This window comes from Bacillus sp. Pc3, assembly GCF_000815145.1.
Lineage (GTDB): Bacteria > Bacillota > Bacilli > Bacillales > Bacillaceae > Bacillus > Bacillus velezensis.
This window is the reverse complement of record NZ_CP010406.1, coordinates 3,204,825-3,217,482: the sequence shown is the minus strand read 5'-3', so window position 1 is coordinate 3,217,482 and position 12,658 is coordinate 3,204,825. Positions and strand designations below refer to the sequence as shown.

The 12,658-nt window shown below is 47.0% G+C and carries 14 protein-coding genes; all 14 read right to left on the bottom strand.

Translation table 11 applies throughout. The annotated features are described in order from the left end of the window. Positions 1–1,317 (bottom strand): CBS domain-containing protein, encoded by a 1,317-nt coding sequence (locus SB24_RS15495; RefSeq protein WP_012118175.1) that lies wholly within the window; start codon positions 1,315–1,317, stop codon positions 1–3. A gap of 138 nt (positions 1,318–1,455) precedes the next feature. Next, positions 1,456–2,142: a metal-dependent hydrolase gene (locus tag SB24_RS15490; protein WP_016938592.1), complete on the bottom strand. Its 687-nt coding sequence runs from the start codon at positions 2,140–2,142 to the stop codon at positions 1,456–1,458. A gap of 60 nt (positions 2,143–2,202) precedes the next feature. Then, positions 2,203–2,970: an SDR family oxidoreductase gene (locus SB24_RS15485; protein WP_039254223.1), complete on the bottom strand. Its 768-nt coding sequence runs from the start codon at positions 2,968–2,970 to the stop codon at positions 2,203–2,205. Between the two features lie 137 nt (positions 2,971–3,107). After that, positions 3,108–3,236 (bottom strand): hypothetical protein, encoded by a 129-nt coding sequence (locus tag SB24_RS20540; protein ID WP_007408056.1) that lies wholly within the window; start codon positions 3,234–3,236, stop codon positions 3,108–3,110. A 73-nt stretch (positions 3,237–3,309) separates the two neighbouring features. Further along, positions 3,310–4,686, bottom strand: coding sequence for an argininosuccinate lyase (gene argH / locus SB24_RS15480; RefSeq protein WP_039254221.1), 1,377 nt, complete (start codon positions 4,684–4,686; stop codon positions 3,310–3,312). Beyond that, the gene (locus SB24_RS15475; protein ID WP_003152428.1) at positions 4,683–5,894 is read right to left on the bottom strand and encodes an argininosuccinate synthase; all 1,212 of its coding nucleotides are present in this window, start codon (positions 5,892–5,894) and stop codon (positions 4,683–4,685) included. Before SB24_RS15475 ends, argH begins: the two co-directional genes overlap by 4 nt. Positions 5,895–6,046: 152 nt before the next feature. Beyond that, the gene (locus SB24_RS15470; protein WP_007408054.1) at positions 6,047–6,559 is read right to left on the bottom strand and encodes a MogA/MoaB family molybdenum cofactor biosynthesis protein; all 513 of its coding nucleotides are present in this window, start codon (positions 6,557–6,559) and stop codon (positions 6,047–6,049) included. A gap of 100 nt (positions 6,560–6,659) precedes the next feature. Next, the gene (locus SB24_RS15465; protein WP_007408053.1) at positions 6,660–7,847 is read right to left on the bottom strand and encodes an acetate kinase; all 1,188 of its coding nucleotides are present in this window, start codon (positions 7,845–7,847) and stop codon (positions 6,660–6,662) included. A 310-nt stretch (positions 7,848–8,157) separates the two neighbouring features. Continuing rightward, positions 8,158–9,144, bottom strand: coding sequence for a class I SAM-dependent methyltransferase (locus SB24_RS15460; RefSeq protein ID WP_007408051.1), 987 nt, complete (start codon positions 9,142–9,144; stop codon positions 8,158–8,160). A 61-nt stretch (positions 9,145–9,205) separates the two neighbouring features. Continuing rightward, positions 9,206–9,709 (bottom strand): thiol peroxidase, encoded by a 504-nt coding sequence (tpx, locus tag SB24_RS15455; RefSeq protein ID WP_007613091.1) that lies wholly within the window; start codon positions 9,707–9,709, stop codon positions 9,206–9,208. Between the two features lie 115 nt (positions 9,710–9,824). Continuing rightward, the gene (gene ytfJ / locus SB24_RS15450) at positions 9,825–10,265 is read right to left on the bottom strand and encodes a GerW family sporulation protein (protein WP_003152423.1); all 441 of its coding nucleotides are present in this window, start codon (positions 10,263–10,265) and stop codon (positions 9,825–9,827) included. A gap of 12 nt (positions 10,266–10,277) precedes the next feature. Continuing rightward, on the bottom strand, positions 10,278–10,967 hold the full coding sequence (locus tag SB24_RS15445) for a DUF2953 domain-containing protein (protein WP_015417997.1): 690 nt from the start codon (positions 10,965–10,967) through the stop codon (positions 10,278–10,280). Between the two features lie 77 nt (positions 10,968–11,044). Then, the gene (locus tag SB24_RS15440; RefSeq protein ID WP_007408048.1) at positions 11,045–11,536 is read right to left on the bottom strand and encodes an RDD family protein; all 492 of its coding nucleotides are present in this window, start codon (positions 11,534–11,536) and stop codon (positions 11,045–11,047) included. Positions 11,537–11,549: 13 nt separating this feature from the next. After that, positions 11,550–12,557, bottom strand: a complete 1,008-nt coding sequence (gene sppA / locus SB24_RS15435) for a signal peptide peptidase SppA (protein WP_039254219.1) — start codon at positions 12,555–12,557, stop codon at positions 11,550–11,552. Positions 12,558–12,658: the final 101 nt, after the last annotated feature.

Below are 12,658 nucleotides of genomic sequence, written 5' to 3'. Positions count from 1 at the left end.
TTAACTTCTCTCCATCAGCTGCACCATGAGCATCGCTTTTGAAACGATGCCGCTTTGGCTTGACACTTCCACTTCCATTTTCCCGAATTTCCGGCCCGCCTCTAAAATGCGCGGTTTCACTTCAATGACCGACTCCATCTGTACGGGCTTCAGGAAGAAAATCGTAATGCTTTCAATGACCAGCTCGCCGCGTTTGCGGGAGCGTAAAAATCGGCTGGCGGCCTGGGTTAAAATCGTCGTAAACACCCCGTAAGAAATCGTGCCGAGCTGATTGGTCATTTGCGGCGTGACTTCATATTGATAAACGGCCGGCGTTTTGTCATCTTCGTCTTCTTTAAATCCCCTTGAAACAATATCATCCAGCTTTTCCCCGACCTGAGGCTGCTTTTGAACCATTTGAAGCGCTTTTAAGACATCCTGGCGGCTGATCATTCCGATCAGTTTGTGATGCCCGTCTGTCACCGGAAGCACTTCAATTCCTTCCCAAACCATCATTTGAGCCGCTGAGGCGACAGATGTTTTCCCGATCACCGTGACAGGGTTTTTGGTCATTACTTTTTCAATCGGAACTGACCGGTCATGCCCCGCGATATCTTTCGATGTGAGGATTCCGTGGATTTTCATCTGCTGATCGATAACCGGGAAGCGGCCGTGTCCGGTTTCATAGTTCTTTTCGTACCATTTCTCCAGCTTATCCTTAGGGGACAGCGTCACTGTCCGATCTGCGGGCGTCAAAATGTCTTCCACGAGCACAATCTCTTTTTTTATGAGCTGATCATAGATCGCCCGGTTGATCATCGCGGCTACCGTAAAGGTATCGTAACTCGTGGAGAGAATCGGAAGCTCAAGCATATCAGCCAGCTCGATAATGCTGTCGTCGGTATTAAACCCTCCCGTTACCAAAACAGCCGCGCCCGCTTCAAGCGCCTGGCGGTGGGCGTTGATTCGGTTCCCGACGATTAACAGGTTCCCCGCCGCTGTATAACGCATCATCGCGTCAAGCTCCATCGCGCCGATCACAAACTTGTTCAACGTTTTATGCAGACCGGCTTTTCCGCCGAGCACCTGGCCGTCTATCACATTGACGACCTCGGCGTATGTCAGCTTTTCAATATTTTCTTTTTTCTTCTGTTCAATCCGGATGGTCCCCACACGTTCAATAGTGGAAACGAATCCTTTGTTTTCGGCTTCCTTAATGGCTCTGTAAGCCGTTCCTTCACTGACTTTCATTTCTTTCGCAATTCTTCTGACCGAAATTTTTTCACCGACAGGAAGCGAATCTATGTATGATAGGATTTGTTCATGCTTTGTTGCCAAGCGTTTCACCTCTAAGGACAGTCTTCTGCTTTTATTATAAGGGTACGGGGGATTCATTCGCAATGAGACGCCCGAAAAAAGGCGGCATCACAAAAAGACCTTCTGAATGCTTGATTCAGAAGGTCTTTGACACATATGTCAGGCAAGCTCAATGGTCTCGCCGACCGCCATGACTTTGCCGACGCCTCCGGGCAGACTTTCGGCGAAAGCGTCAGGGTCCTGTTCAATGACAGGAAATGTATTGTAATGAACGGGAACGACCTGTTTCGCTCTCAGCCATTCAGCCGCGAGTTTCGCATCTTCAGGGCCCATGGTGAAGTTATCACCGATCGGCAGAAACGCCAAGTCAATGTGATTCAGTTCCCCGATCAGTTTCATATCAGAGAACAGCGCCGTGTCCCCGGCGTGGAAAATCGTTTTGCCGTCAATCGTCAATAAAATCCCGGCCGGCATCCCCGTGTACGTAATGGTTTTGTTTTCTTCATCAGTGACCGCCGATCCGTGGAATGCCTGTGTCAGTTTCACTTTACCGAAATCAAATTGGCGCGCTCCGCCGATATGCATCGGGTGGACGTTTAAACCTTTAAAGCCGAGATAAACGGCCAGCTCGTTCGGCGCAATGACGAGCGCATCGTTTTGTTTGGCGATCTGCTCTGTATCTCCGACATGGTCATTGTGTCCGTGAGTAAGCAGGATGACATCCGCTTTCACTTCTTCCGGTTTCAAATTTGTCAGACTGTTTCCGGTCAGAAACGGATCAAAAATAATGTTATGGGTTTTCGTTTCCACTTGAATGACAGAATGTCCGTGATAAGTCACTTTCATCGTTTTCACCTCATAAAAAATTAATATTTATCAAATTCCCTTTTTGACAAACGAAAAAACTTACAGGGATTGATGCCTGTTAATCACATTCAGCCCGCCTGTTGCTTCAATGACCGTTCCGGTTACAAGATCGGAATCATCTTCACATAAAAAGGCGATGATTCTCGCAATGTCCTCTCCGGTTCCGGACCTGCCGATCGGCGTCTTTTCTTTGCCGATTTCCCGTCTTGCTTCCTCTATAGACGCTTCTTTCATATCTCCTACAATATCACCCGGGCAGACCATATTGGCGGTAATGCCTGATTCAGCTTCTTCAATCGCAATGGTTTTCGTTAACGAAGCCAATCCGACTTTAGCCGCTCCGAAAGCGGAACGGTGAAGCCAGCCGGGGGCATGATCCGCTCCTTGAAAACCGTATGTAATAATCCGGCCGAACCGCTGCTGTCTCATGACCGGGATAACCGCTTTAAACAGATGGAAAACGGCGCTTAAATTCCCTTCAAGCATGTCATACCATTCGTCATCGGAATAATCGGCAAGCTTTTTGCGCTCAAATATGTACGGTCCGGCATTGTTAATCAGTATGTCAATCCTTCCAAACCGCTGAAGGGCTGCATCGGCGATCCGCATGAGATCTTCTTTCCGGGTTACATCGCCCTTAACGAATTGCAATCTGTCATGGCACCCGGGATAATCCGCCTTCAGACAGGCGACCGCTTCTTCGTCTTGTCTGTAATTCACTGTGACAGAAAAGCCTTTTTCCAGAAGCATTTCAGTCACTTTTCGGCCCAATCCCTTTGTACCGGCAGTGATTAGAGCATGTCGCACATTGAATACCCTCCCCAGGCAACGTTGCCGCTTCAATAAAATCAAGACGTTTCTCCCTCTACTTTACTATAAACAAACGGCAATATCACTTTTTTGCACTTCGTCCGCACGAAAAAAAAGCCGTCTTTATAGACAGCTTAATTTTCTGAAGGAGCAGAGGCTTCCTCCATGCCGACATAACCGCTTTCGTATGCCTCTGAGATGAGCCTGGCCGTTTCTTCACTTTCTTTTTCATCATAGATGTAACGGTCTTGTTCTTTGCGCATTCCTTCTACCTCCCATCTTTATAGATGTAGGGTGTCTGATATGACGGGAAAATATGAAGGAAATTTCAGCAAATTAAATGCCGGCGCAGGCTTTTGCTTTTACGAGCGCCTGTTCTACCTGCTGAAAACCCGTTCCGCCGGCGCTCATTCTTTTTTCAACCGCATGATGCGGATCGAGCACGGTATAGATGTCTTCTTCAAAGAGACTGCTGGCTTGAAGGAATTCTTCAAATGCCATATCACTTAAATAGATTCCTTTTTCAATGCAGCTGTACACAAGCTTGCCGACCACTTCATGCGCTTCTCTGAACGGCATGCCTTTTTTAGCTAAATAATCGGCAAGTTCCGTCGCGTTTGAAAAATCTTGTTTTGTCGCTTGTTTCATGATGTCTTTGTTTACTTTCATCGTTTCAATCATGCCCGTGAAAATCTGAAGGCTTCCTTCAACGGTTTTCACCGTGTCAAACATGCCTTCTTTATCTTCCTGCAGGTCTTTGTTGTAAGCGAGCGGGAGCCCTTTCATAATCGTGAAAAGCCCCATCATATCACCGTATACGCGTCCGGTTTTACCGCGGATCAGCTCCGCCATGTCGGGGTTTTTCTTCTGCGGCATCATGCTGCTTCCCGTCGCATACGTATCATCCAGTTCAATGAATCTGAATTCCTGCGAGCACCATAGAATGATTTCTTCTGATAAACGCGAAAGGTGCATCATCAGCATGCTGCTGCCGCTTAAAAACTCGAGAATAAAATCTCTGTCACTGACTCCGTCAAGACTGTTCTCATAAATGGAGTCAAAACCGAGCAGCTCCGCCGAATAGTTACGGTCTATCGGAAACGTGGTTCCGGCAAGCGCCCCGCATCCGAGCGGCGATATGTTAATCCGCTTCATAGCATCGCGAAAACGCTCTTTATCCCGTTCAAGCATCCAAAAATAAGCAAGCAGATGGTGGGCGAAAGAAATCGGCTGAGCCCGCTGCAAATGGGTGTACCCCGGCAGAATGGTCTCGACATTGGCCTCCGCTTTTTCGATCAGCGCTTTTTGGAACTGTTCAATCAGCACGATGATATGTGAGACATGATCTTTCAAATACAAATGCATGTCGGTCGCCACCTGGTCATTCCGGCTTCTGCCGGTATGGAGCTTGCCGCCTAGCGGTCCGATTTCTTCGATCAGCATTTTTTCAATATTCAAATGGATATCTTCATAATCAACAGAGAATTCAAGCGTTCCTTCATCTGCTTTTTGCAGGAGGGTCTGCAGCCCCTGTCGGATGGCGCCTTCTTCTTCTTCCGTCAGAATGCCGCATTTTTTCAGCATTGCCGCATGAGCGAGAGACCCTGTAATATCCTCTTTGACTAAGTTTTGGTCGAATGTGATGGATGCGCCGAACTCATCGACCCACTTTTCCGGTGTTTTTTGAAAACGGCCTCCCCAAAGCTTCTTCATGCTTCAATCTGCTCCTTTTTTTTCACAATGCTGTTTACTTTTGTCGGCAGCCCCCAAAGCTCAATGAAACCGATTGCCGCGTGATGGTCAAAAGCATCGTCTTTTGTATATGTCGCAAGTTTTTCGTCGTAGAGTGAATATTCCGACTTACGTCCTTCTACAATGGCATGGCCTTTAAACAGCTTGACGCGCACGACGCCGGTGACGTGTTTTTGGGTTTCTTTCAAGAATGCAAGCAGCGCGTCTTTTAACGGCGAGAACCATAAACCGTTATAGATGATTTCAGACAGTTTTTGTTCAATTGCCGGTTTGAAATGGGCCACTTCTTTCACTAAAGTCAGATCCTCAAGTTCTTTGTGAGCCGTAATCAAAGTCATGGCGCCCGGGCACTCATAAACTTCACGGGACTTAATGCCGACCAGGCGGTTTTCCACATGGTCAATCCGGCCGATGCCGTGTTTTCCGGCAGTCTCGTTCAGCTTGAGAATTAAATCAGCGAGCGGGTAGGTTACGCCGTCGATTGAAACCGGAACACCGGCTTCAAATGCGATTTCGATGATTTCCGGAACGTCCGGCGTGTTTTCAAGAGATGCTGTCAGGTCATATGCCCCTTCAGGCGGCGCCGCCCACGGGTCTTCTAATATACCGCATTCATTGGCGCGTCCCCATAGGTTCTGGTCGATGGAATACGGGCTGTCAAGATTGATCGGAATCGGTATGCCGCGGCTTGCGGCATATTCAATTTCTTCTTCACGCGACCATTGCCACTCACGAACCGGAGCAATGACCTCCAGATCAGGATTTAATGATTTAATGGATACTTCGAAACGCACCTGATCGTTGCCTTTTCCCGTGCAGCCGTGCGCTACGGCCACCGCGTTTTCCTTTTCCGCGACTTCAACGAGTTTTTTCGCGATCAACGGACGGGATAGTGCAGATACGAGCGGATACTTGCCTTCATACATTGTATGGGCCTGCATAGAAATGAGCGCGTACTCCCGGGCGAATTCTTCTTTCGCATCAATCACATAGGAATTTACGGCGCCTACTTCCAGCGCTTTTTGCTGAACGAATGCCAAATCCTTTCCTTCCCCTACGTCTAAGCAACAGGCAACAACATCGTATCCCTGTTCTTGCAGCCATTTTATCGCTACAGAAGTATCAAGACCTCCTGAGTATGCCAATACAACCTTTTTTTGTTCTGCCATGTTAAAAGCTCCCTTTTGTATAAAAATTAGTTTTAATTAATAAAAATGCATTTTGTATGTATACACTGTAACAAGTAAATTCTGTTTTTTCAAGCCTTTTATAAAAAAAACCCCACCCAATTTTTTGAGCGGAGCAGAGTCTTTTTATACATTTATAAATCTTTTCGGATTTCCCGGAGCACATGGGGCAGTTCAGGAATAATCAGTTTACTCATTGCAAGCTTTACGGCGCCTGAAGAGCCGGGCGTGCAGAAGACTGCGGTATTTTGGATCACACCCGCTGCCGCTCTGGACAAAATGGCGGCGGAACCGATGTCCTCCGTATAGCTCAGCATGCGGAACAGCTCGCCGAATCCCGGGAGCTCTTTTGAAAACAGCGGCGTGACCGCTTCAATTGTGACATCCCTTTCGGCAATGCCCGTCCCTCCGTTTAACAGCACCGCATCTGTATATTCATCCATACAGCCGGATAAAACGGCTTTCTGCAATTCATCTTTTTCATCTTTAACAATGTCATAAGCGACCGTTTCAAATCCCGCTTCCCTGAGGAAGTCCATCATGACGCGCCCGCTTTTGTCGGTTTCTTTCGTTCTCGTGTCGCTGACTGTGATCACCTTGCAGCGCACGGCTGACGGGGCTTCTTGTTTATGTTCATGCACACTCATTGCTTCACCTCATCGTTTATGTATTAAACATATCGTAACGTTTGATTCTGGGGCATTCAATAAAAAAGCACACCCTAAAAGGATGTGCTTTTTTCGATCATTACTGTGCAAGGCGGACAACGTCGCGTGCGATCATGACCTCTTCGTCAGTCGGAATGATCATGACTTTGACAGGAGAGTGAGGGTAGCTGATAAACGCTTCCTCGCCGCGCACGTTGTTCAGCGCAGGATCCCAATATACACCCATGAATTCTAAGCCGCGAAGCACGCGTTCTCTGACTTCAACGCTGTTTTCACCGATACCCGCAGTGAAAATAATCGCGTCAACGCCGCTCATTCTCGCAGCGTAAGAACCGATGTATTTATGGATTCTGCTTGCGAACACTTCAAGAGCCGTTTCCGCTCTTTCGTTTCCTTCTTTTGAAGCTTCCACGATATCGCGTAGGTCGCTGGAGAAACCGGATACGCCAAGCAGTCCGCTCTTTTTATTTAACGTATTTAATACTTCATCTGCCGTCTGATCCGTTTTTTCCATAATGTACGGAATCAATGCAGGGTCGATGTTTCCTGAACGTGTTCCCATCGCAACACCCGCAAGCGGTGTGAAGCCCATTGACGTATCAATGGATTTTCCGCCTTCTACGGCCGCGATACTTGCGCCGTTACCGAGGTGGCAGGAAATCAGACGCAAATCTTCAAGCGGGCGGCCGAGAAGCTCAGCTGCGCGCTGTGTCACGTATTTATGAGATGTGCCGTGGAAACCGTATTTGCGAATGCCGTATTTCTCGTAGTATTCGTACGGTAGGCTGTACAGGTAAGATTGTTCAGGCATCGTTTGGTGGAACGCCGTATCAAACACTGCAACCGCAGGCACATTCGGAAGCACTTCTTTAAAGGCTTTAATGCCGACGATGTTAGCCGGGTTGTGAAGCGGCGCTAGTTCTGAAATCTCTTCAATCTCACGGATTGTTTCATCCGTAAGCAAAACAGAATCGCTGAATTTTTCTCCGCCGTGAACCACACGGTGGCCGATTCCGTCAATTTCATTTAAATCCTTTATAATACCGAATTCAGTCAGCTTGTGAAGCAGCATCTTCACCGCAACCGCATGATCCGGAATATCTGTCACTTCTGTATTTTTTTCGCCGTTAACAGAGATTGTGAAAACGCTGTCGGCGATACCGATCCGTTCTACTAAACCTTTTGTTAGCACCTTTTCTGAAGGCATTTCGAATAACTGAAATTTTAAAGATGAGCTTCCTGCGTTAATTGCAATAATTTTAGACATAAATGACGCTCCTATCAAAATTCTTCTTCGTTTGTTCGTTCTTTTTTCCCAGACCATAATTGCAGTCCAAAAAATATCTGACTTTTCCATTTAAACATTGTCAACTCAGCATTTCAAGTCAACATCCACATTGGTACCGCTTACAATATGAAGTCGATATTTTCTGATAAATTTCATTTGTGCCAAATGGACGGCACGGTCTTACGAAATGTTATTTTCTTTCCTTAATTTGTGTTATCGTCCTGATTTCCATTCATTTTAAAAAGCAAAAGCAGTGCGGGATTTTGCATCTCACACTGCTTCTTCGCCATTATTTTTCTTTTTGAATCCATTGATCCAATTTTGCCGTCATTTCCCGCATCGCCTGCTGGTTCGCAAAGGAAGGAAGATTCGCCAAAAGCGCTTGTTTCGGCGGCTTTGCGTCTTCGCCTTTTTTCTGCAAGATTAAAATGCTCTTTGCCTGCGCTTCGTCTTTAAACATAGTAGCCGGCAGCTGAAGAAGGGCGTTGATATACACTTTTTCCGCAAAAAACCGCTTCAGTTTATCGCTTTGCGCGCTGTCAAACAGATGGTTCGGAATCATAAAAAATAAGTATCCGCCCGGTTTTGTATGTTTGACGCTCTGCTCAATAAATAAGTGGTGAGCAAAAGAGTGGCCTTCATCCGCTTTCAGCTCAAACGCTTCAGCGCCTTCGTCATTCGGATAGTAGCCGACCGGCAAATCGCAGATGACCGCATCGGCCGGTTCGATAAATAACGGCTGAAGACTGTCCTGGCAGAACAGCTCCATTTCTTTTTCCTGCAGATTCGCCTGAGCATAAGCGATCTTCAGAAGGACATCGTCGATTTCAATGCCGAAGCTTTTTGCCGCTTTGTCAGAAAGCTGGTTTGCCGCGGTCAGCAGAAGATTTCCGGTGCCGCAGGCGGGGTCCAGCAATGTCAGGCCTTTTCGGCCGCCCGTAAATTTATTCACGAGGTAACTGATGAAAATGCCGATCGTATCAGGCGTCATCTGTCTGTTCGGATGGGACTTATCTTTCAGCCCTTTTAAAATGGCGAGCTGGAACGCCTTGCGGATCCATTCATGCTCCCACTTTCTGAAGTCTGCTTTCGCAAGCAGGCTGTTAAGCTCGCCGGTTTGCTTTTCCTGAAGCGGAAGCTGGTCGGCCTTTTCAAGAAAATACATTTCTCCCGCTTCCGCAAGCCCCTCAATATAAGAAATCTGAAGGCCTTCTGCTATCACTTGGGCGGCTTCATCTAAAAGTTCATAAATCTGACCGACATGGTCGTGTTGCATGCTGTTTCCTCCTTGCCATGAAAAGAGCTCCGCGGCAGCACCCGGAGCTCTTTTTCTCTCTTTACTTGATTAACGCTTTTGCAGCTTCGATAGGCTTTTCATAATTCGGGTGGTTTGTCGCTTCGCTTACGTATTCCGCGTAAACGACTTTTCCGTCCTGATCAAGGACAAATACGGAACGTGCCAAAAGACGAAGTTCTTTGATGTGAACACCGAATGCTTCACCAAATGACATCTCTTTATGATCCGATAATGTTTCCACTTTATCAATTCCGTTCGCTCCGCACCAGCGCGCTTGTGCAAACGGAAGGTCGGCGCTGATTGTATAAACGTTCACATCACCGAGTTTTGCGGCTTCTTCGTTGAAGCGGCGTGTCTGCGCGTCACATACGCCTGTGTCAATGGAAGGAATAACGGATATGATCGTTACTTTCCCTTTCATATCTGCTAATGTCTTCTCTTCTAATCCGTTTGTCAGAACCGTGAAGTCAGGAGCTTGGTCACCCGGTTTCACTTCTTGTCCGATCAGCGTCACGGCTCCGCCTTTAAATGTAATTTCAGCCATTCTGATTCCTCCCTTTATCTATGTATAGCTCTATCATAGTCGAGTTTTATGCAAACTGCAAAGGTTATGCCGCATCGTAAAAAAAGCTAACTGCGGGCGGCAGTTAACTTTTCTGTTATAAATCGATATCCGTTCTTTTTTGGTTCCGGCCTTTTTCATTCTTTTTAAACATATGCTGGATGCGTTCAATCGTTTGAGGCGCGGAGTCTAACAGTTTATCAATCAGGTGGGTGTTTTCGTCTAAATGAAGCATGCGCACGCCGTTTGTTCCGACAATCAGAAACGCAATCGGCGTAATGGATACTCCGCCGCCGCTTCCGCCGCCGAACGGGAGCTTCTGCTCTTTTCTTTCATCATCATCGGTTCTTTTTTCAGCCGGCTTTCCTCCAAACTCGCTTCCGCCCGCCGCAAATCCGAAGCCGACCTTTGAAACCGTTAAGATTACGCTGCCGTCAGGCGTTTCAACAGGATCGCCGATGATTGTATTCACGTCAATCATTTCTTTTAAATTTTCCATAGCGGTTTTCATTAAACCTTGAATGGGATGGTCTGCCATATGCGCTCCTCCTTAAACTGATGAATCATTCTTTGAAGCAACCGGAACCGGCTGTTTCTTTCGTATGATAGAAAGTCCGTTCCGCCCGTATTTGAGCAATTTGAAAGCTGCACCTATAAGATGTCCAAAACGAAAAAAGAATATACACTGCAAATGCGTCTTGGATGCAGGCACTTGAAAAGACGGAATGACTTCGCACACCGGTTTATGTATGAAACGCAGATGATCATACAGCATCGCCGTCAGGCCTCCCTTTACGGCCCACAATCCGCCGGCGGCGATTCCCGTAACGGCGGCGTCCTTTATTCCGATAACCGTCACCCATTCGAACTTCGTAACACGGACTCCCGCAAGAAATGAAGCGGCGATTTGGCGCATCTGAAAGACTTGGTGCAGAATCATTTCTATTCTGTGAATGCTCTGTTTGACATCTTCATATGTGATTTTTTTCTTCTCTTTTTTCTGACCTTTCATTTCTGATTTTGTGTCCTGTTTGACATCAATTGACGCGTCTTCGCTGTTTACTTTAATGACGGGCAGCGTTTTTTTAATACGGATCAGCCCGTATAAGGCCGAGAGTTTAAACGTCAGTTTGTCGTTATCTTTATCGTGAAGATATTCGAAAGTCAGATGGATTTTCATCCTCATGAGCAGCCAGGCCAAAATGAGAATGAGAATAACAGCTGCTGCGGCATATCCCATAAGCTTCACTTCCTTAGCAGCATTATCGCCAAAACCAAAAAAAATAAACCCGGACGTTTATTCCGGGTTTACTGCTTTTATTTGCGGTACAGCGCTTCGTGAATTACCGTTGTGTCGGCGATCAGATCATGAATGCCCTGCTTTTTGGGCGTAAACGCAATGACGATATAGAGAATCCAGATTTTATCGATATAACGCCCCACCGCTTCTCTGAAAATGACGGTGCTCCAAGTCAGCGGCTTTCCGGGCGTCAAAGAAGTGACCTTTAACCCGAAGACCATCTTGCCGAGTGTCTGATGAAACCATTTCGTCATGAACACAAAATAGGCGAGGTAGACGATCAGGGTTGTGACGGAATAAGCTGAGATTGTAAACATTCCGCTTGTTGCCGGGAGCTTCATCAGCGTGAAAATCGGTGAAACGATGAGATGGTTAAGTCCCCAGACCACCAGCCAATCAAGAAGAAACGCCCAAAACCTGATCCAAAAGCCCGCATATGCCTGCTCGGGCGCCCTCTGTTGTTCGGCTTCCTCTTCTTTGCCGTGAAAGCCTTCGTAAGTCGCGTCCATTCTTTCTTCCCCCCTACTTTGCATAGAGATACATCATCCGCGGCGAACCGGATTGCGAAATGAGTTCTTTCATATTCAGAAAATCAATTTCGCTTTTAAACATTTTCGCTGCGCTCATGGAAAAGAGCGAGCCTAATCCGAATCCTTCCTCGTATGTGATGACTGAAGCGTTTTTCATATTTTTATGGTCCTTTTTCATCGCGCTGATCGTATCATCGTAAAAACCGAGCTCATCAACGAGGCCGATTTTTTTCGCTTGTCTGCCGTCGTAAACACGGCCGTCGGCAATTTTTTTCACATCCGCTTTTGACATGTGCCGGCCTTTTGAAATGACATTGACAAATCCTTCATAAGAATCGTTGACCATTGTCTGCATGATCTTTCTTTCTTCCTTCGTCATGTCGCGGGTCGGGGACATGATGTCTTTATGCGCGCCGCTTTTAATGGTTTCAAACTTGATGCCGAGTTCATCGGCGAGCTTGGAATAATTGACGCTTTCCATGATGACGCCCAGTGAACCCGTGAGCGTTTCCGGTGAAGCATAGATTTTATCGGCGGCCGTTGAAATATAATAGCCTCCCGATGCCGCCATGGAGCCCATGGATACATAAATCGGTTTCTTCGTTTCTTTCTTTAGTTCTTCCAGTTTTTTATGTATTTCCGCGCTTTCGTACACGCCTCCGCCAGGGGAATTGATTTTCAGCACAATTCCTTTGACGCTTTTGTCTTCTTTCGCACGCTCAACCTGTTTTAAAAATGATCTGTGATCATACCCGCCTGAGCTGAGCAGGCCAGCGGACCCGCCGTTATCCTCAATCGTGCCGTCCACTTCAAGCACGGCGATTTTACTGCCGGGGCTGCCCTTATCCAGCGTCACTTCCTCTATGTCATCTGTCAGTGATGCAAAGTCAGACCCTGTATCTCCGATATTCTTCAGCACCCCGACGGTCACACTTGCAATGACTGATACGCCGAAAATGCCGAGCGCGATGACGAGCGCAATCCATCTTTTTGCATTCATTTGTTCTCCTCCTTTTCTGTCAATATTCGTACGTTTCCCCGTAAAAAAAGATTCATTTTTTTCATGAAGCGCTTTCCCTTAACGGATAAACAGGGAACATG